Origin of the sequence: Roseomonas elaeocarpi (assembly GCF_042433915.1) — a bacterium.
Lineage (GTDB): Bacteria > Pseudomonadota > Alphaproteobacteria > Acetobacterales > Acetobacteraceae > Roseomonas > Roseomonas elaeocarpi.
Genome location: NZ_JBHLUN010000002.1, coordinates 234,208 through 252,367 on the forward strand (window position 1 = coordinate 234,208; position 18,160 = coordinate 252,367).

The 18,160-nt window shown below is 69.8% G+C and carries 18 protein-coding genes; 9 read left to right on the forward strand and 9 right to left on the reverse strand.

The window, feature by feature from the left end; translation table 11 throughout:
- Together ACFFGY_RS02850 and cysG are read left to right on the forward strand one after the other, a co-directional pair.
- Positions 1-2,628 carry a molybdopterin oxidoreductase family protein gene (locus ACFFGY_RS02850; RefSeq protein WP_377042864.1) on the forward strand — a complete coding sequence of 876 codons (2,628 nt, stop codon included), beginning with the start codon at positions 1-3 and terminating at the stop codon, positions 2,626-2,628.
- Between the two features lie 14 nt (positions 2,629-2,642).
- Positions 2,643-4,004: a siroheme synthase CysG gene (gene cysG / locus ACFFGY_RS02855; RefSeq protein ID WP_377042865.1), complete on the forward strand. Its 1,362-nt coding sequence runs from the start codon at positions 2,643-2,645 to the stop codon at positions 4,002-4,004.
- A 473-nt stretch (positions 4,005-4,477) separates the two neighbouring features.
- On the opposite strand, the gene ACFFGY_RS02860 is transcribed toward cysG, so the two are convergent.
- Entirely contained in the window at positions 4,478-4,711 is a 234-nt protein-coding gene (locus ACFFGY_RS02860; RefSeq protein ID WP_377042866.1) for a hypothetical protein, read from the reverse strand.
- Between the two features lie 451 nt (positions 4,712-5,162).
- Positions 5,163-5,840 (reverse strand): GntR family transcriptional regulator, encoded by a 678-nt coding sequence (locus ACFFGY_RS02865; RefSeq protein ID WP_377042867.1) that lies wholly within the window; start codon positions 5,838-5,840, stop codon positions 5,163-5,165.
- Positions 5,841-5,999: 159 nt separating this feature from the next.
- Here ACFFGY_RS02865 and ACFFGY_RS02870 point away from each other — a divergent pair, with 159 nt between their 5' ends.
- The 5 genes from ACFFGY_RS02870 (at position 6,000) to ACFFGY_RS02890 (ending at position 11,013) form a co-directional block, all read left to right on the forward strand.
- Complete coding sequence (locus tag ACFFGY_RS02870; protein WP_377042868.1) at positions 6,000-7,616, forward strand: ABC transporter substrate-binding protein; 1,617 nt, start codon at positions 6,000-6,002, stop codon at positions 7,614-7,616.
- Positions 7,617-7,708: 92 nt separating this feature from the next.
- Complete coding sequence (locus ACFFGY_RS02875) at positions 7,709-8,629, forward strand: alpha/beta hydrolase (RefSeq protein ID WP_377042869.1); 921 nt, start codon at positions 7,709-7,711, stop codon at positions 8,627-8,629.
- A 14-nt stretch (positions 8,630-8,643) separates the two neighbouring features.
- Positions 8,644-10,248, forward strand: a complete 1,605-nt coding sequence (gene ggt / locus ACFFGY_RS02880; RefSeq protein ID WP_377043200.1) for a gamma-glutamyltransferase — start codon at positions 8,644-8,646, stop codon at positions 10,246-10,248.
- Between the two features lie 31 nt (positions 10,249-10,279).
- The gene (locus ACFFGY_RS02885; RefSeq protein ID WP_377042870.1) at positions 10,280-10,483 is read left to right on the forward strand and encodes a hypothetical protein; all 204 of its coding nucleotides are present in this window, start codon (positions 10,280-10,282) and stop codon (positions 10,481-10,483) included.
- Positions 10,471-11,013, forward strand: coding sequence for a GNAT family N-acetyltransferase (locus ACFFGY_RS02890; protein ID WP_377042871.1), 543 nt, complete (start codon positions 10,471-10,473; stop codon positions 11,011-11,013). Before ACFFGY_RS02885 ends, ACFFGY_RS02890 begins: the two co-directional genes overlap by 13 nt.
- Here ACFFGY_RS02890 and ACFFGY_RS02895 read toward each other — a convergent pair.
- Complete coding sequence (locus tag ACFFGY_RS02895; protein WP_377042872.1) at positions 11,005-11,163, reverse strand: hypothetical protein; 159 nt, start codon at positions 11,161-11,163, stop codon at positions 11,005-11,007. The two genes, ACFFGY_RS02890 and ACFFGY_RS02895, sit on opposite strands and share 9 nt — an antisense overlap.
- On the opposite strand from ACFFGY_RS02895, the gene ACFFGY_RS02900 reads away from it, so the two are divergent.
- Positions 11,162-11,686 carry a GNAT family N-acetyltransferase gene (locus ACFFGY_RS02900; RefSeq protein ID WP_377042873.1) on the forward strand — a complete coding sequence of 175 codons (525 nt, stop codon included), beginning with the start codon at positions 11,162-11,164 and terminating at the stop codon, positions 11,684-11,686. The two genes, ACFFGY_RS02895 and ACFFGY_RS02900, sit on opposite strands and share 2 nt — an antisense overlap.
- A gap of 167 nt (positions 11,687-11,853) precedes the next feature.
- On the opposite strand, the gene tam is transcribed toward ACFFGY_RS02900, so the two are convergent.
- The 4 genes from tam to ACFFGY_RS02920 form a co-directional block, all read right to left on the reverse strand.
- Positions 11,854-12,627 (reverse strand): trans-aconitate 2-methyltransferase, encoded by a 774-nt coding sequence (gene tam / locus ACFFGY_RS02905; RefSeq protein WP_377042874.1) that lies wholly within the window; start codon positions 12,625-12,627, stop codon positions 11,854-11,856.
- A 178-nt stretch (positions 12,628-12,805) separates the two neighbouring features.
- A complete protein-coding gene (locus ACFFGY_RS02910; RefSeq protein WP_377042875.1) occupies positions 12,806-13,093 on the reverse strand; it encodes a barstar family protein in 288 nt (95 codons plus the stop codon).
- A gap of 97 nt (positions 13,094-13,190) precedes the next feature.
- Positions 13,191-13,604 carry a GNAT family N-acetyltransferase gene (locus ACFFGY_RS02915; protein ID WP_377042876.1) on the reverse strand — a complete coding sequence of 138 codons (414 nt, stop codon included), beginning with the start codon at positions 13,602-13,604 and terminating at the stop codon, positions 13,191-13,193.
- Positions 13,605-13,748: 144 nt separating this feature from the next.
- On the reverse strand, positions 13,749-14,642 hold the full coding sequence (locus tag ACFFGY_RS02920) for a LysR family transcriptional regulator (protein WP_377042877.1): 894 nt from the start codon (positions 14,640-14,642) through the stop codon (positions 13,749-13,751).
- Between the two features lie 132 nt (positions 14,643-14,774).
- Between ACFFGY_RS02920 and ACFFGY_RS02925 the strand changes: the two genes are divergently transcribed.
- The gene (locus ACFFGY_RS02925; RefSeq protein ID WP_377042878.1) at positions 14,775-15,170 is read left to right on the forward strand and encodes a (R)-mandelonitrile lyase; all 396 of its coding nucleotides are present in this window, start codon (positions 14,775-14,777) and stop codon (positions 15,168-15,170) included.
- A 133-nt stretch (positions 15,171-15,303) separates the two neighbouring features.
- Here the strand turns inward: ACFFGY_RS02925 and ACFFGY_RS02930 are convergent, their stop codons facing one another.
- A complete protein-coding gene (locus ACFFGY_RS02930) occupies positions 15,304-15,777 on the reverse strand; it encodes a response regulator (RefSeq protein WP_377042879.1) in 474 nt (157 codons plus the stop codon).
- A 7-nt stretch (positions 15,778-15,784) separates the two neighbouring features.
- Positions 15,785-18,130, reverse strand: coding sequence for an ATP-binding protein (locus ACFFGY_RS02935; RefSeq protein ID WP_377042880.1), 2,346 nt, complete (start codon positions 18,128-18,130; stop codon positions 15,785-15,787).
- Positions 18,131-18,160: the final 30 nt, after the last annotated feature.

Below are 18,160 nucleotides of genomic sequence, written 5' to 3' on the forward strand. Positions count from 1 at the left end.
ATGGCACTTCCCCACGCCGACCATTCGGCCGCCATTCGCACAACCTGCCCGTATTGCGGCGTCGGCTGCGGCGTGCTGGCCGCGCCGGACGGCACCGTGGCGGGAGACCCCGCGCACCCCGCCAATGCCGGCAGGCTCTGCTCCAAGGGCGCAGCGCTGGGTGAAACGCTGGCCCTGCCCGACAGGCTGCTGTTTCCCGAGGTCGGTGGCCGCCGCGCGTCCTGGGACGCCGCGCTGGACGCGGTGGCCGAGGGTTTCTCCCGCGCATTGGAGCAGGGTGGGCCGGAGAATGTCGGGCTCTACGTGTCCGGCCAGCTGCTGACCGAGGACTACTACGCCGCCAACAAGCTGGCGAAGGGCTTTCTCGGCACCGGCAACATCGACAGCAATTCCCGCCTTTGCATGGCCAGCGCCGTCGCCGCGCACAAGCGCGCCTTCGGCGAGGACCTGGTGCCCGGCCTCTACGCCGACTTGGAGCAGGCGGATCTGGTGGTGCTGGTGGGCAGCAACCTGGCCTGGTGCCATCCGGTGCTGCACCAGCGCCTGATCGCCGCCCGCGCCGCGCGGCCGGGGATGCGGTTGGTCGTGGTCGACCCCCGCCGTACCGCCAGCGTCGAGGGCGCCAGCCTGCACCTGCCGCTCCGCCCGGGTAGCGACGTCGCGCTCTTCGCCGCGCTGCTGGCGCATTTGGAAAAGAGCGGCGCGCTGGACCGCGGCTTCATTGCCAGCCGCACTGCCGGGCTGGACGCCGCGCTGGAGGCCGCCCGCGCCATCGCGCCGGAGGCGGCGGCGCTGACCGGGCTGGACCCGGCCGGCCTCGCCACCTTTTTCCGCTGGTTCGCCGCCACGCCGCGCACGGTCACGCTCTGGAGCCAGGGGGTGAACCAGTCCACCGCCGGCACGGACAAGGCCAACGCCATCATCAACGTGCACTTGGCGACGGGGCGGATCGGCCGGCCGGGCATGGGGCCCTTCTCGGTCACCGGCCAGCCCAACGCCATGGGCGGGCGCGAGGTCGGCGCCCTGGCCACGACGCTCGCCGCGCACCTGGACTGGGACCGGCCCGGCGATGCGGGGGCCCTGGCGCAGTTCTGGCGGGCGCCCGCCCTGGCGCGCGGCCCCGGCTTGCGCGCGGTGGACATGTTCCGCGCCCTCGGCGAGGGCCGGCTCGGCGCGCTCTGGGTGATGGCCACCAACCCCGCCGTGTCCCTGCCCGACAGCGACGCCGTGCGCGCCGCCCTCGCCCGCGCGCCCTTCCTGGTGGTGTCCGACTGTTCACGGGCCTCGGACACGCTGGCCTATGCTCATGTACGGCTGCCGGCGCTGGGCTGGGGCGAGAAGGACGGCACCGTCACCAACAGCGAGCGCGTCATCAGCCGCCAACGCGCCTTTCTCCCTGCCCCCGGCGAAGCGCGCGCCGACTGGTGGATGATCGCCGAAGTGGCGAAGCGCCTGGGCTTTGCGGAGGCCTTCGCCTGGCAGTCGCCCGCCGACATCTTCCGCGAGCACGCGGCGCTTTCCGCCCTGGCCGCGCGGCGCGGCCGGGTCTTCGACATCGGCGGCCTGGCTGGGCTGGACGAGGCCGGCTACGCCGTGCTGGAACCCACCCGCTGGCCGGTGCCGGAGGCCGGGATGCGCGGCGGCCGGCTGCTGGACACGGGCGCGCTGCGCTTCGTGCCGACGCCCTGGCGTGCGCCCGCGCACCAAGCCTCGGCGGAACGCCCGCTGACACTGCTGACCGGGCGGCTACGCGACCAGTGGCACACCATGACCCGCACCGGCTTCGTGCCCCGCCTGATGACGGGGCAGCCGGAGCCGCTGGTCACCCTGCACCCGGCGGATGCCCCGGCCGCCTCCGGCACGCTGGTGGAGGTCACCGGCGCCGGGACGCCCGCCATCCTGCGCCTGGCCACCGACCCCGGCCTGCCGCGCGGTGTCGCCTTTCTGCCGATGCACTGGGGCGCGCGGCTTTCCGCCACCGGGCGCTCCAACCCGCTGCTGCCCGCGGCGGTGGACCCGGTCAGCGCGCAGCCGGAGCTGAAGCACGCCCCCGTTTCCGTCCGCCCCTGGGCCGCGCGCTGGCACGGCTTCGTCCTGGCCGCCGCCGAGCTGCCGGCGGGCGGCACCACGCCCCTGACCCGCGTGCCGCTCCCCGGCGGCTTCTGGCGGCATGAGCTGGCGGGGCAGGACGCGCCCGAGAACGCCTTCGTCCGCCTGCGCGACAGCCTCTCCGAGCCCGGCGCCGCCTGGCGCGTGCTGCAGGACCCCGCGGCCGGGCAGCACCGCGCCGTGCTGCTGGCCGGCGGGTGCCTGCGCGCCGCCCTGTTCCTGGCGCCAGACCCCGCCCTGCTGCCGGCACGCGACTGGCTCGCCACCCTGCTGGGCCAGCCCGCCGTGGCGACCCGGCGCGCCCTGCTGGGCGGCGGCCCCGCGGATGGCCCGCCGCCCTCGCGCACCGTTTGCGCCTGCCACGGCGTCACAGAGGCCACGATCCGCGCCGCGATCGCCGCCGGGGCCGCCACCGTGGCCGCGGTCGGCACCGCCTGCGCCGCCGGCACCGGCTGCGGTGCCTGCCGTCCCGAACTTGCCGCCCTGCTGCCGGCGGCTGCCGCCCCCGTGGCGGCCTGAGGAGAACCGCCGCGATGCGCTACTTCCCGCTCTTCCTGGACCTGCAGGACCGCGACGTGCTGCTGCTCGGCGGGGGCGAGGCGCTGGAAGGCAAGGCCGCGCTGCTGCGCCGTGCCGGCGCCCGCCTCCGGCACGTGGACCATTTCGCGCCGGAGATGCTGGAAGGCGTGGCCCTGGCCGTTGCCGCCGGCGCGCCGGAGCACGAGATGGTGGCGCTGTCGCAGACCTGCCGTGCCTCCGGCATCCCCTGCAACGTGGTGGATCGCACGGAACTCTGCGGCTTCATCATGCCCGCGATCATCGAGCGTGACCCCGTGCTGGTGGCGGTCTCCACCGCCGGCACCTCGCCGGTGCTGGCGCGCATGATCCGGCAGAAGATCGAGGCGGTGCTGGCCCCCGGCATCGGCCGGCTGGCGGCGCTCTGCGGGCGCTTTCAGCGCGCCACCCGCGCCCGCCTGCCGGATCTGGCGGCCCGCCGCCGCTTCCTGGACGGCGTGCTGACCGGCCCCGCCGCCGAGTTGGCCCTGGCGGGGCGGGACGAGGAGGCCACCGCTGCCTTCGCCGAGGCGCTGGAGCGCGCCGAGGAACGGCCCGCCGGGATGGTGCACCTGGTCGGCGCCGGACCCGGCGCGGCCGACCTGCTGACCCTGCGCGCCCAGCGCCTGCTGGGCGAGGCCGACGTGGTGGTGCACGACCGGCTGGTCTCGGCCGAGGTGCTGGACTGCGCACGGCGCGACGCGGAGTTCATCTTCGTCGGCAAGGCACGCGCCAACCACTGTGTGCCGCAGGCGGAGATCAACGCCCTGCTCGTGCAACTGGCGCGCGAGGGCCGGCGCGTGGTGCGGCTGAAGGGCGGCGATCCCTTCATCTTCGGCCGCGGCGGCGAGGAGGCGGAAGCCCTGGCCAAGGTGGGCATCGCCCACGAGGTCGTGCCCGGCATCACCGCGGCGCTCGCCTGCGCCGCCCAGGCAGGGATCCCGCTGACGCACCGGGATTGCGCCCGCAGTGTCACCTTCGTCACCGGCCACACGCGGGACGGCAGGCTGGACGTGGACTTCGCCTCCCTCGCCCGTCCGGGGCAGACGCTCGCGGTCTACATGGGCGCCACCACGCTGCCACAGCTTTCCGCCGGGCTGCGCGATGCCGGCTACGACCTGTCCACCCCGGCTGCCCTTATCGAGCGCGGTGGCAGCCCTGCGCAGCGCACCCTGCGCGGCACCTTCGCCGAGGTGGTGGCAAACGCGCCCGACTGGCTGCAGGAGGGGCCGGCCATGCTGCTGCTGGGCGAAGCCTGCGCCCGCGGCGGAAATGCCCAGGCATTCTGCCGGGCCGTGGCAGCCCGCACCGAGACGCTGGCGCTGATCGGGGTGAAATAAGGACCTGCGGCGGCTGCCCAGGTTGCGAGCGCCGGGTCCATAGCTCACCGCGGCCGGGTGGCAGACCCACAGCAGTGATAGGCATCGTCGGCGGTGATGGGCGATGGGTTGCATCCACTACGCACCCAGGAGGGTCACACAAGGACAGATCCTGCCCGGTGAACGCTGGCGGGAACCTCGTCGTGGTTCCGTCAGGCAACTCGCGAAGCTGACCGACAGATTGCGCGCCAGGTTCGGAAACAGCGAACATGCCTTTCAGTGACAAGCGAGAAGCTCCTGGCTGCTTCTGAGCCTGATCCAGTTCCAAGGTCGTGACACGGTGATCAGCTTGGTCGAACTCGCTTCGCCTACAGGGCTACGCGAGGGCGAGTTGCTGCGCGCGTTTCCTGCCGCCGGGCAAAGCGGCGAAAGGTACGTCCGGCTGACTTCGAGTGGCGCCGCCGGAGCTGGCCGAAACCGGGTCTCGCGTGACCTCAGACGGACAGATGCCGTGCGAGAGCGGCGCGAGACTTATCGCTCCGCAACATGCCCCATTCCTGTCGCCACAAGCCTTCATCGTCGAGGACCGCGATGGCATCTCGATCGATGGTGCGCTTGAGTGCCTGCAGGATCGCTTCCGGCATTATCCTGATCGCGTCCTCACAGCCTTCCGGTCCGATGATCTCGGCCAGGACGCGGCCCTGCTCGCTGAACAGGATGAGGGTCACACCATCCTTCATGATGTCGCATGTGGTCCGGAGTTCTAGCTGAGGCTCACTCATGCGCTTCTACCGGCTAGGGAAACCGCAGGTTGTTCTGGTCAGAATGTTTCGTCAAGGAAAGTCAGGGCGAATAACTATGATATCCTCGTAAGTCCCGCCGCAGCAAAGGATCAACACCGGTGCTCCTGCCGACGTGCTGGTTTCCCGGAAAGTCGCACCCGGTGACTGAAAGCGACGTGAGGGCTGCCAATGCATCGTCCAAGCCTGAGTAAAGGGGGCGCGCGATGAGCTATCCGGAGAGGGGAGCACCGCCCTTAAGTACAATCCTCCTCTTTAAAGCATGAGCCGGTGGCTCACAGTTGCGACTCCATCGTGGTTCATCCTCCATCGGCCGGATATTGAACGCCTGGTAATTTCCGGTTCTCCTCGTGGCGGAAAATAGCTGCGCTGCATGCTCTCACGAGCCAAGACCCTGGAAACGCTGCCCGACGCGCAAATGGGCCACCATCGCGTCTCGCAAGGCGTCCTTGTCGCGGGCCCGTAAGGCCTCGATGATCGTGATGTGGTCGCGGATCGATTGCTGCACCCAGCCGCGCGTGGACCATTGATAAATAAGTGCGGACGGCATCCTGTTGCGCGTCTCGGTGATCAGGCGGCGTAGTTCCGGATTCGGGCAAAGCTCCACGAGGAGCTGGTGGAAGAGCAGGTTGCTGTTGTGCTGCTCCAGGGGCGTTCCTTTCTCCACATCCGTCTCGAAACGCTGTTGCGCTGCCTCCAGTGCCGCCAGCGCGGCGGGCGTCGCACGATCGTGGATCACCTCGCCCAGCGCACCTTCCAGGATGGCGCGCACCTGCACGAGGTTGGCAATATCGCTCCCGGCCAGCTCGAAGACGTGGTGGCCGCGGTTGGGAACGTGCCGCACGAGGCGCCGTGCGACCAGTTCATCCAGTGCCCGTCGCACGTCGCCGCGGCTGAAGCCGTAGCGCTGCTCCAAGTCGATCTGCTTGAGCCAGGTTCCGGGCGCCAGGCGGCCGCCCTGCACGTCGGCCGCTATTCGGTCCACCAGCTCGTGCCAGCCCGTCACCCGGCGACGGGAAGGTGGCCTGGCAGACGGCTTCTCAGCGATCCCGCTCATGCTTTTCCAGAAGATCGAGGTTGATTGGTACCAATTTTGACTCCAACGTGCCGAGGGCGTGTCGCAGCGGCGTTTTCAGAGCCTGCTGATGGCGATGTCACGGCATCCCTGCCTTTCCGCTGAGCCGGCGGCAACAAGCAAGCCTGGAGCGTTTGTAACATGTCGCAGTTCCGCCCAACCCGACGCTGGCTCACCCGTGGCGCGCTGGGGCTCGCCCCCGCGCTTGCCATGTCCCCAGGCTGGCTCGGCGCCGCCCTGGCGCAGGGCGCGGGCAGCAACGGGCGGTTGCGGGTTGGTATGGCCGCGCCCAACACCACGCTCGATCCTCATTTTCAAAGCAACGCGCCCAACAACGCGGTGGCCAGCCACATCTTCGACGCGCTGGTGACCAATGACGAGACCTCGGACTCCAAGCCGGGGCTCGCACAGTCATGGCATGCCCTGGACGACACGCACTGGGAGCTGACGCTTCGGCCGGGCGTGCATTTCACCGATGGCACGCTCTTCACCGCTGCCGACGCCATCGCCTCGCTGGAGCGACCGACGGCGCTGACCACCTCACCCGCCTCGTTCCGCACCTATACCCGCACGATCAAGGCCCTGTCGGCACCCGATCCGCAGCGCCTGCTGATCGAGACCAGCGTGCCCGATCCGCTTCTGCCGAACTCGCTCAGCCGCGTGCGGGTGATCAGCGCGAAGTTCAAGGATGCCGACACGGCGGACTTCAACGCCGGGCGCGCGGCGATCGGCACCGGGGCCTTTATCCTGAAGGAATACACCCCCGGCACACGCGTGGTGCTGGCCCGCAACGACAGCTGGTGGGGCGGCAAGCTGCCTTGGGAGGAGGTGGTGCTGAGCTTCGCCACCGATGACGGCGGGCGGCTGGCGTCGCTGCTCTCGGGCGACCTGGACATCATCGAAGCCATGCCGTCTCAGAGTGCCGCGCGGGTGCGGGAAAACAACCGCTTTCACCTGATCCGCGGCACCTCGTCGCGCGTGGTCTATCTCGGCATGGACCATCAGCGCGACACCACCCCTTTCATCACCGGCAAGGACGGCAAGCCGCTGCCCAGGAACCCGCTGAAGGACCTCCGCGTCCGGCAGGCGCTGGACATGGCGATCAATCGCCAGGCGCTGGTGGAGCGCGTGATGGAGGGCGACGGGGTGATCGCCGGGCAGTTCCTGCCCGAAGGCGCGCCCGGAACCTCGCCCACGGTGAAGCCGACGCGCTACGATCCCGCGCGCGCCAAGGCGCTGCTGGCGGAGGCAGGCTACCCCGACGGCTTCCGAATGACCGTGCACGGCCCCAACGACCGCTACATCAACGACGCCAAGCTGGTGCAGGCCGTCGCGCAGATGTTCACGCGGGTCGGCATCGACACCCAGGCCGAGGTGATGCCCTGGTCGGTGTTCTCCACGCGCAATCCCAAGGGGGATTTCAGCTTCTACCTGTCGGCCTGGGGCGTGAACACGGGCGAAACCTCGAACCCGCTCAAGGCCATCGTCGCGACCTACGATCCCAAGGCTGGGATGGGCGCCAGCAACTCCGGGCGCTACAGCAACCCGGAGGTTGACGCCAAGCTCGCCCAGGCGCTGGGCACCATGGACGACGCGGCGCGCAACCGGCTGCTGGGCGAGATCTGCACGGCCGTGTTCGAGGACAAGGCGATCCTGCCGCTGCATCAGGAAGTCTCGGTCTGGGCGGCCCGGCGCGACGTGACCTACGTCACGCGGGCCGACCAGTACACGCTGGCCATGGGCATCGGCCGCGCCTGATCCTTTCGGGCCGGGCCGCGGAAGCCTGGCCACTTCGACCGGGGGCACGTTTGCGCACTTCAGTGCCCTGCCGAATACAGGAGCATCCCACAATGGATCGTACCTCTGCCGACGATGCCCTGGCCGCTGCCGGCGGCAGGCCCGCCGCCGCCGACGCCTCCCCGGCTCAACCCGCCAGCGATCCCGGCAGCCGCGCCCGGGCGATCTACGACCTGGGTCCCACCGCGATCTTCGCGAGCAAGGTCGACCCGCGCTTCCACTACTGTCTCTACGTGCCGCCCGCGGTCGGGCGCGGCGCGAAGGTGGACCTGCTGGTGGCCGTCCATGGCACCAGCCGCACCTCCTTCCTCGACTTCCGCGACGGCTTCGCGGAGTTCGGCCGGTGGAACGACGTCGCCGTGCTCTGCCCGATCTTTCCGATTGGGGTGCTGGGGGACGGGGCGCGGTCAGGCTACAAGTACCTGGCCGAGGGCGACATCCGCTACGACCGCGTCGTGCTCGGCATGGTGGATGAGGTGGCGGCGAAGTACGGCCAGAACTGGGATCGCTTCGCGATGTTCGGTTTCTCGGGCGGCGGACACTTCACGCACCGCTTCGCGATCCTGCACCCCGGGAAGCTCTGGGCCGCCAGCATCGGCGCATCCGGCTCGGTGACGCTGCTCGATCCTGATCGCGACTGGTGGGTGGGCATCCGCGACCTGCCCCAGCGCTTCGGCATCACCTTTGACCGAGAAGCGCTGGCCCGCGTGCCGGTGCAGATGGTGGTGGGCGACGCCGATCTCGAAACCTGGGAGATCACCCACAAGCCTGGCAGCGCCACCTGGATGGAGGGTGCCAATGACGCCGGCCGCACGCGGCCCGAGCGCCTGCGCACCCTGGCGAAATCCTTCGAGGATGCCGGCGTCTCGGTGCGCTTCGACCTGCTGCCGGGCGTGTCGCACGACCGCATCAAGGCCCTGCCGGCGGTGAAGGACTTCCTGGCCGACGTGCTCGCCGCCCGGCGGAAGGGCTGAGACCCGTGGGAGGCATGATCGTCGCGCCGCAGCCCGAGGCCGCCGAGGCCGGGGCCGCGGTACTGCGGCGTGGTGGCAACGCGGTGGACGCCGCGGTGGCCGCCGCCTTCGTGCAGGGCGTGGCCGACCCGCTGATGTGCGGCATCGGCGGCTTCGGCTCCATGCAGGTCTTCATGCCCGGGCGCGGCCTGCACGAGGTGCTGGAGTTCTACGCCCGCGCCTCGCTCCACGCCACGCCGGACATGTGGGTGAGCAAGCTGCGCGGGCAGTCGCGTGACGGCTTCGCCTTTCTGCTGGAGGGCGGCGTCAGCGAGGCGGGCTACGGCGCCGTCTGCACGCCGGGCAACGTCAAGGGCTACGCGGAAGCGCTGCGGCGCTACGGCACGCTGGACTGGGCGGATGCCATGGCGCCGGCGATCGCGCTGGCGCGGCGCGGCGTCACCGTCCGGCCGCACATGCACTGGTTCTGGTCGCAGGATCAGAGCGGCAGCGGTCAGGTCAACACCGTCGACAAGCTGCGGCTGAGTCGCACCGGCCGCGAGGTGTTCTTCCGCCCCGACGGCAGCCCGAAGCGGCCGGGCGACGTGCTGCACAATCCTGACCTCGCGCGCACGCTGGAACGCCTGGCCGCCGGGGGGCCGGAGCTGTTCTACCATGGCGAGCTGGCCGAGGAGATCGCGGCGGACTTCGCCCGTAACGGCGGCCTGATCTCGCGGGAGGATCTGGCGCGCTACGAGCTCTCGGTCGTGGCACCGATCTGGGGCAGCTACCGCGGGCACCGCATTTCCACCACGCCGCCGCCGGCCAGCGGCATGCTGATGCTGGAGTTGCTGCACATCCTGGAAAACTTCGATCTCGGCGCACTGGAACACAACGGCGCGGAGCACGTCCGTCTGCTGGCCGAGGCCATGAAGCGGATGACGATCGACAAGGATCGTTTCATGGGCGACCCGGCCTACGTCGAAGTGCCGGTGGAACGGCTGCTTTCCCGGGATTACGCCGCGACGCAGGCCGAGGCGATCCGGCGCGGCGAACGCGCCGTGGTGAAGCGCCTCGACGCTTCGCAGCGCGACACCACGCATATCTCGGTGGTGGACGATGCCGGCAACGCCGTGGCGCTGACGCATACGTTGGGCAGCCCGTCGGGTGCCATCACCGACGGGCTGGGCTTCATCTACAACGGGACCATGAGCCGCTTCGACCCGCGTCCCGGCCGTGCCGGTTCGATCGCACCGGGTAAGCGCCGATCGAGCTCGGCGGCACCGACGATCGTGTTTCGTGAGGACAGGCCGTACATCGTCATCGGAGCGCCCGGCGGCAGCTACATCGCGCCGGCCGTGGCACAGGGCATCATGAACGTGATCGACTTCCAAATGTCCATGCTCGAAGCGGTGACAGCGCCACGCGTCGTGGCCGTGTCGGACAGCATCGATGTCTCGAACCGCGTGCTGATGTCGGTGACCGACGAACTCGCCGCCCAGGGCTACGACGTTAAACGCTCCGCACAGAGCTACCCCTTCGCGGCGCTGCACGGCATTCTGATCGAGAATGGCCGCTTCTTCGGCGGGGCCGATCCGCAGCGGGATGGCATGGCGGTCGCGGTGAAGAATCCGATCTGACAATCGCCATTGTTGCTGACGGAGCTCGGAAGTGGCATCGGCACTGCGCTCCTGCGCGGAGCGCAGTGCCGATGAGTTCATCGACTACACCAAGACCAGTTCGGAAGACGTCGCTCGCGACCTCGTGCTCGATACTCTGGACGGTCCCGCTGTCAGCTTCCCTGCATACGACAATGCCGGCTACATCACCGGCCGAGACCTCCGGGTTGATGGTGGGCTGACATGGGCGATCTGAGCGGCATGAGCATCAGGGCGGGGAACAGCACGACAGCGGTGCGGGACATCCCACGATCCTGGGAGGACGGCCTGCTCGCGCTCAACAACGCGCACGCGGTGGAACTCTCGCTTCTCGACGGCGCCGGGCTACGCACGCTGCTTGACGGCGCCTTTTCCGCGCGTTGCATCGGGGCGCTCGACGCGGTGCTCATCGCTCTCGATGAGCGCCACGCCACCTATGCCAGTCCGAACTACCTCTGGTTTCGCGCGCGCTACGGCCGCTTCGTTTACGTGGATCGGGTTGTCGTCGCTGAGGCGATGCGTGGAAAGGGGCTGGCGCGGCGGCTCTACGCCGACCTGATCGAGCGTGCCCTGGCTGCTGGCCACGACCTCCTGGTGTGCGAGGTGAATTCCGATCCGCCGAATCCGGCCTCGGATACCTTTCACGCAGCACTCGGCTTCAAGGAGGTTGGCGCGGCAGCCATTCATGGCGGAGTGAAGACGGTCCGTTACCTGGCGCTCAGGCTCGGCAACGTGACATCAGGTTGACTCAGCGTCCTGATTCCCCACCCGGCCGTCCTTCGCCGGGATCGTCGCAGCGAACTGGCAGAGGACCATCAGCAGGCCGGTGGCCGGAAGCCCCAGTGACAGCACCAAGCTCTGGGCTTTGCCGACACCACCTGCCAGCATGTGGCCCATGTTCCCAGATGCCTTCCAGACACCGCGCCTGCTGCTGCGGCCGCTGGCGCCCGACGACGCGCAGCCGATCTTCGACGGCTACGCTCAGGATCCGGAGGTCAGCCGCTACCTGACCTGGCGTCCTCATACCGCCATCGAGCAGACGCGCGCCTACATCGAAGCCTGCATGGCCTCGAGTGCGATCCGGACCTATGCCCTGCTGCGTCGGGACAACGGCCAACTCGTCGGCGCCTTCGACCTGCGACAGCAATCCCCGACCGGCCTGAGCTACGGCTACGTGCTGGCACGGCAGGCCTGGGGCAGCGGGCTAATGACGGAAGTTCTCCGCCATGCCGTGGACTGGGCGCTGGCGCAGCCCTCCATCTGGCGCATCGGCAGCGTATGCGACGTCGAGAACGGCGCCTCCGCCCGCGTGATGGAGAAGGCCGGGCTCGTGCGTGAAGGTGTCCTGCGTCGATGGCTGGTCTGTCCGAACCTCGGGGATGAGCCACGGGACTGCGTCAGCTACGCGCGGGTTCGTTGAGCCTGGCCGAGCCAACCCCGGTCCAAACGCCGGAGGGGGGGTGCAGAGACGAACCCAACCCGGTCCGACGTCGGGATGAGGGCCAAACATGGACGGCGGTCTGACTACCCCCTCGCGCCCCTGGCAGTCCTGTAGCTCCAGGAGCTAACGTTTCCGAGGCGGCCGGTTCATACGCGCGTCGCCACGAAGAACAGCCTCGGAAAGGGCAGCAGCACGGTGCCGTCGGTCAGCGCCGGGTAGGCCTGGGCCAGTTCCGCCTCGTAGCGGCGCAGGAACTCCGCGCGTTCCGCTTCGTCCAACGGCTGCAGGAAGGGACGCAACCCGCTGCCCTTGAACCACTCGACCACGGCGGCCGCGCCTCCGGCCAGAGGGTGGTGATAGGTGGTGATCCAGACATCCGCCCGCGTACCGAGCTGACGCAGTGCCTCGAAGTACCAGCCCGCCCCACGGCGTGGCGCCCGCGCCGCCCCGGCGGCGGCCAGTTTCGCGGTCCATGGCCCTTCGGCCGCGACCTGCCGCATCAGCCGGTGCGCCGGTTCCTCGAGGTTGTCCGGCATCTGCACGGCGAGTTGCCCGCCCGGCGCCAGCCGCTGCATCAGGGTCGGCAGGAGCGTGGCATGGTCGGGCACCCATTGCAGCGAGGCGTTGGCCAGGATCACGTCGTATCGCTCGGGGCCGTGCCACGCCGCGATGTCGCCGAGCACGAACGCCGCGTCGGGCAGGCGCTTTCGCGCCGCCGTCAGCATGTCCTCCGAACTGTCGAGGCCGGACACCGCCGCACCGGGAAAGCGCGCCCGCAGCAACTCGGTGCTGTTGCCGGGTCCGCAACCGAGGTCCATCGCGGCGGCCACCGGCCGTTCGGGAAGCTGGGCCAGCAGATCCCGCACCGGGCGCGTGCGCTCATCCTCGAAGCGGGTGTACTGGGCTGCGGACCAACTCATCCTGTTTCTCCATCATCCACGCGACGGCATTTCAACGCCGGGGCAGACCGTTTGACGGGCGCCCGTCCCGCCCGCCTGATATCGGCGCCGGCCCGGACGGGAGATCCGCACTTGCCGGGGACCGGAAGCAGCACGCTGCCCAGGCGGAGCTGGCGCCGGGTGGTGAGCGGAGGCTGCGTCAGGCCAGCTCGATCTGCGCGTGCGACAGCTTGCCGGCCATCTCACGCAGATGATCCAGGAACGAAGTTCCGCTCCTCGAGTGAAGCAGGGACAGCTGGCTCGAGTGGTTGAATACGATCCTTGCCTCGCCCGGGTATCCTGGTCTGCCCCCTTCGAGCGCATCCCAGAAAGCACCGAAGTTACGGCCGAACAGCTCCGCTCCCTCGGGCTTCGCCGCATCGAGGTAGCGCTGCCAGAAGTCGCCCGCGGACTGCACGCCCGCACATTCGACGCAGATCACCCGCATGCGGTGTCCATCGCTCGTTGCCTCAACCTCCGCAACGGCTCGCGGGCAGCACCACGACGCTGCCAGTAACTGGCGCGTGGCGGCCGGGGAGTTGTCCCTAACGGCCGATCCACTGCGCCATGCCAATCGACGCCGGCGCGGTCGGCCTGAAGCCGAACTGCTCATAAAGTCTATAGGCCTGCCCATCGGCCATCAGACTTACGTGAGCCTCGGCGGGAGCCTGACGCTTCAGGGCGTCCATCAACCCGCCGACAATGGCTTTGCCCAGGCCTCGCCCCTGATGGTCCGGTTCAACGGCGATGTCGACGAGCTGATAGAACAAGCCGTCGCCCAGGACCCGCCCCATTCCCACGGCGGCACCGCCATGCCTGACCACCACGCCCACGATGGTGTTGGGAAGCGCCGCCCTCGCGGCGGTGTCGCTTCGGGGGGTGAGGCCCGCCGCGATCCTCAGGCGGCAGTAATCCTCGACCGTGGGAGTCCCGGGAATAAGGCTGTAGGTGCTATCCATGTTCGCTCCGGACAGGGTGGCACGATAGCCGCCAGGCACGTCACCGCAACCCGCACGGCTGGTTCCGGCAGCGGTGCCGGGAGCACAGAACGCGGCACGCTGCTGAGGGCCGCCCTCCCGGATGCTCCACTCAGGGGCGGCCGGTCAGCCCCGGTAGCGCAGCGCGTCCACCACCAGCGCGAAAGCAGGGGTCGGCTGGCGGCGGCTGGGATAATAAAGGTGGTAGCCGGAGAACGGCTCGCACCAATCCGCCAGCACCCGGATCAGCCTGCCGTCGGCGAGGTAGGGCTGTACTTGCTGCTCGGCGAGGTAGACCAGCCCAAGCCCGTCCAGGGCGGCCTGCAGCATCAGGGTCGCGGTGTTGAACACGCACTGCCCTTCGACCCTGACCCTGACCTCCTGCTTCGCCTTCTCGAATTCCCAGGCGTAGAGCCCGCCACGGGTCGGCAGGCGCAGGTTGATGCAGTTGTGCGCGGTCAGGTCCTGCGGCCTGCGCGGATGCGGCCGCGTTTCGAAATAGGCCGGGGAGCCCACCACCGCCATGCGCATGGGTGGGCTGATGGGCACCGCGATCATGCCCTTGGCAACGGTCTCGCCGGGCCGCACGCCGGCGTCGAACTGCTCGGCGGCGATGTCGGTCAGGCCGTAGTCGACAACGATCTCCACCTTGATGTCCGGGTAGTCCGGCAGGAGGCGCCGCAGGACCGGCATCAGGACCGACATGGCCGCGTTCTCGGTCGCCGAGATGCGGATGGTGCCGGACGGCTTCTCGCTGAGCTCGCTCAGCGCGGTGAGCTCGGCGTCAATCTCGTCCAGCCGCGGCCCGATGTTGCGCAGGAGGCGCTCACCCGCCTCGGTGGGAGAAACGCTTCGGGTGGTGCGGGTGAGCAGCCGCAGCTTGAGCCTGGCCTCCAGTCCGCGCACCGTCTGGCTCAGCGCCGAGGGCGACACGCCGAGCTTCGCGGCGGCCCTGGTGAAGCTCCGCTCCCGGGCGACGGCGAGCAGGGCATTCAGATCGTTCAGGTTCGGCCGCGCCATCCTGAAGCAGTCCTTCAAAGTCTATGCTGGCACCACGCTCTAATCTCCGTTCAATCCATCGACTACCTCCTGGCCGGACAAGGTGGTCACCCGGCCGGGTGCTCCGCTTCGAGACGTGATGGAGGTCAGGCGATGGAGATCAAGCGCGCAGGCACGCAGCCCTCGGGCAAGGGGCCTTCGGACTGGTTCACCGGCACGGTGCGCATCGACCCGCTGTTCAGCCCGCCCGACCCGGCGCGCGTCGCCGGCGCGCTGGTGACCTTCGAGCCCGGCGCCCGCACCGCCTGGCACACGCACCCGCTGGGCCAGACGCTGATCGTCACCGCCGGCTGCGGCCGCGTGCAGCGCGAGGGTGGGCCGATCGAGGAGATCCGCCCCGGCGACGTGGTCTGGTTCGCGCCTGGCGAGAAGCACTGGCACGGCGCCGCCCCCACCACCGCCATGAGCCACATCGCCATCCAAGAAAAGCTCAACGGCTCGCCCGTGGACTGGATGGAACACGTCACCGACGCGCAGTACGGGCGCTGAGGCCGGCAGGTTGCCCGGTGTCGCCCCGGGCGGCGGCGTCACCGAGCGACGAGGCTGCGGTGCCGGTCAGCGTCGAGGAATGAATCCGGAAGGGGCACTCGCTGTGAATGATCTTCCGGCGCCGGGTGCGCCGTCAGCGCGGCTCATCCCGCCCTGCCGCTTCGGGCGCCGTTAGCCAGGGCGCGGCGGAACGGCGGATGGCTTCGACCATGTCGTCGAAACTCGTCGGCTTGGTGAAGTAGGCGCTGGCGCCGCTGGCGTAGACGCGTGCGATGTCCTCCTCGTTGGCCAGGGTGGACATGACGACCACAGGGATACTCGTCCATCGCGGCTCCGAGCGCAGTTCCCGCAGGGCGGCCCAGCCGTCCACCACCGGCATGTTCAAGTCGAGAAAGATCACGGCGGGCAAGGTGCCACTGCCGGGTTCCGGTGGCCCGGCATCGACCCGCAGGTAGCGCAGCAACTCCTCCCCGTGCTCGACGAAGCGCACGGACACGCCCAACCGGGCCGCCTTGAAGGCACGCCGAAGGATGATCTGGTCGAAGCGGTCATCCTCGGCGATGAGCACCGCCGGCTGGTCCGTCGCGACAAGGGCTTCCGCTGACATCGCCGCCTCAGGAGTTCGAGGGATAGGAGTCGCGCACCGGAAGGCTGAAGCAGAAGGTGGAGCCCTGGTCCTCCCGCCCGCTCGCGCTGATGGTGCCGCCGTGCCGCTCGATCACCTTGCGGCAGATCGCCAGCCCGACGCCCGTGCCTTCGTAGCGGCCGGACCCGTGCAGGCGCCGGAACGGCTCGAAGATGGTGTCGGACTGCGCCTGGTCGAAGCCGATGCCGTTGTCCTCGATGCAGACCGTTACCATCCGCTCGCCGGCTTGGTCCGGACCCCGGGGTGCCTCCGGTGCTGGCAGCCCCGCTTGGCCACGCCCTTCGAACACCCGGATCACCGGCGGGCGGGCGGGCGAGCGGTACTTCAGGGCGTTTGAGAGCAGGTTCAGGAACACGTGCCGGATCTGCCGACGGTCGCAGACCACCATCGGCAGGCTTTCCGGCACGATCCGAGCCCCCACCTCGGCGATGGGCCGGGCCAGCATCTCGCGCGCTTCCCGCAGCACCTCGTCGAGGTCGACCGGCTCGAAGGGCTGGGCCTGACGCCCCACCTGGGAATAGTCGGCCAGGTCGCCGATGAGCTGGCGAAGGCGCCCGGACACGCCGCGGATGCCGTCCACGACCTCGGCCATGTCGTCCTCCGCAGCGAGATCGGCCGGGATCATGTCCTGCAGGATATCGGTCAGCGTTTCGACCTGGCGGGCGGGCTCCAGCAGGTCGTGGGACGCCACGTGCACGAAGGTTTCCAGCTGGTCGGCCATGCGCCGGATGGCGGCGTTGCTGCGCTCCAGCTCGGCGGAGCGGCGCACGATGGCGTCCACCGCCACGTCGCGGAACTCCATGGCCGCGGCGATCTCGTAGGCTTCCCAGGGGCGGGAACGGCCACGCACCTGCTCCGCCCAGGCCTCGAACGACTTGCGTGGGTGGATGCGCCCGTCCGCGCCCTGCGGCGTGGCGGCCTTGTTCGGGTCGCCGCCCCACTGGACGGTGCGCGGCAGTTCCGGCCGGAACCACACCATCATGTCGTTGCCCGAGCGCGAAAGCGGCACCGCCAGCAGGCCGCTCGCTTCCCCGACCATGGCCGCGCCGCCCGCGTAGGCGGCGGACAGGTGGTCCGTGTGGAAGATCTCGCCACGCATCGTGCTCCCGACCCAGGTCAGGAGGTCGGACAGATGCTCCGGCGAAGGCAGGCGGCCCACCGGGGTCATGGCTCCCGCCGCGCAGAACACGGCGCCCGAGGCGTCGACGGCCTCCAGCAGCGCCGGGCTGTGCTCACGCAGCGCCTCGTGCGCGTCGGCGGCGGAGCCCATGTCGAGGGCCAGCGTGGTCTGGAGCGTCTTCAGGCGCAGCCGGTAGTTCGCCGCGTCCACCTCCGCCAGCACCCCGATCTGCCAGGCCAGGGCATGCGCCATCAGTTCGCAGGCCTGCCGCACCTCGTAGCTGGCGTAGCGCGGCTCCCGGTCCATGCAGGAGATCAGGCCCCAGAGCTTGCCGTCGCGGATGATGGACGCGGACATGGAGGCCCGCATGCCCATGTTGGCCAGGTACTCGACGTGGATCGGCGACACGCTGCGCAGCGTGGCTTGGCTCAGGTCGATCGGCCTGCCGGTGCGGGGGTCGGCCGCGGGCACCAGCGGCGCCGGGGTGTAGGCCCCGTCGGGGATGTTGCGGATGGGGTTGCGCAGGTAGAGCGCCCGCGCCTGGGCCGGGATGTCGCTCGCCGGGAAGTGCAGCCCGATATAGGAGGGCATGTTCTCGGCCCGGTCCTCGGCGATCACCTGCCCCGAGGAGTCGGCCAGGAAGCGGTATACCATGACGAAGCCGTGGCCGGTCATGCGCCGGACCTCCGCCACCGTGGCGGCGCAGGCATCGGTCAGCGACCTGCTGGCCTGCAGCCGCTGGGTCAGCGCGCGGACATGGTCGAAGCAGGCCCGGTAGGACAGCGCCCCCTCGCCCCGCGGCTCCATCTCCAGCAGGGCCAGGCCGTCGTGCCGGTGCAGGATGCCGTTCCACCCGGCCTCGGCGTCCCGGCCGCGGAGCCTGAGCGTGTAGGGGTTCCCACCGGCGGCATCGGGGTGGCGCAGCGCTTCCCGGATCACCGAGGCGCCTTCCTTCGTGAGAAGCAGGTCGAGCGGCTGGCCGCCGAACGCCGCTGCCGGCCGGCCCGTCCATTCGGCCACGTTGGCGCTGACGGACAGGATGGACAGCTCCGGCTCCGACAGGGCGCAGATCAGCCCGTGCGGCTGGATGCTGCCTGGGATGTGGATCGGCTCGCGGTCGCAGTTCGTCAGGTCCACGCCGGGCGGCTCATGGGCCGGGGGCGGCGTCTTGGGAAGGTCCTTCGCGACGGTCATCGGGCAGTCTCACGCGCGTGGTCGGCCAAG

Bases quoted from the DNA above. Each gene is read 5' to 3' on its own strand.
- ACFFGY_RS02850 (WP_377042864.1), top strand. From the start codon at position 1: ATGGCACTTCCCCACGCCGACCATTCGGCCGCCATTCGCACAACCTGC.
- cysG (WP_377042865.1), top strand. From the start codon at position 2,643: ATGCGCTACTTCCCGCTCTTCCTGGACCTGCAGGACCGCGACGTGCTG.
- ACFFGY_RS02865 (WP_377042867.1), bottom strand. From the start codon at position 5,840: ATGAGCGGGATCGCTGAGAAGCCGTCTGCCAGGCCACCTTCCCGTCGC.
- ACFFGY_RS02870 (WP_377042868.1), top strand. From the start codon at position 6,000: ATGTCGCAGTTCCGCCCAACCCGACGCTGGCTCACCCGTGGCGCGCTG.
- ACFFGY_RS02875 (WP_377042869.1), top strand. From the start codon at position 7,709: ATGGATCGTACCTCTGCCGACGATGCCCTGGCCGCTGCCGGCGGCAGG.
- ggt (WP_377043200.1), top strand. From the start codon at position 8,644: ATGATCGTCGCGCCGCAGCCCGAGGCCGCCGAGGCCGGGGCCGCGGTA.
- ACFFGY_RS02890 (WP_377042871.1), top strand. From the start codon at position 10,471: ATGGGCGATCTGAGCGGCATGAGCATCAGGGCGGGGAACAGCACGACA.
- ACFFGY_RS02900 (WP_377042873.1), top strand. From the start codon at position 11,162: ATGTTCCCAGATGCCTTCCAGACACCGCGCCTGCTGCTGCGGCCGCTG.
- ACFFGY_RS02895 (WP_377042872.1), bottom strand. From the start codon at position 11,163: ATGGGCCACATGCTGGCAGGTGGTGTCGGCAAAGCCCAGAGCTTGGTG.
- tam (WP_377042874.1), bottom strand. From the start codon at position 12,627: ATGAGTTGGTCCGCAGCCCAGTACACCCGCTTCGAGGATGAGCGCACG.
- ACFFGY_RS02910 (WP_377042875.1), bottom strand. From the start codon at position 13,093: ATGCGGGTGATCTGCGTCGAATGTGCGGGCGTGCAGTCCGCGGGCGAC.
- ACFFGY_RS02915 (WP_377042876.1), bottom strand. From the start codon at position 13,604: ATGGATAGCACCTACAGCCTTATTCCCGGGACTCCCACGGTCGAGGAT.
- ACFFGY_RS02920 (WP_377042877.1), bottom strand. From the start codon at position 14,642: ATGGCGCGGCCGAACCTGAACGATCTGAATGCCCTGCTCGCCGTCGCC.
- ACFFGY_RS02925 (WP_377042878.1), top strand. From the start codon at position 14,775: ATGGAGATCAAGCGCGCAGGCACGCAGCCCTCGGGCAAGGGGCCTTCG.
- ACFFGY_RS02930 (WP_377042879.1), bottom strand. From the start codon at position 15,777: ATGTCAGCGGAAGCCCTTGTCGCGACGGACCAGCCGGCGGTGCTCATC.
- ACFFGY_RS02935 (WP_377042880.1), bottom strand. From the start codon at position 18,130: ATGACCGTCGCGAAGGACCTTCCCAAGACGCCGCCCCCGGCCCATGAG.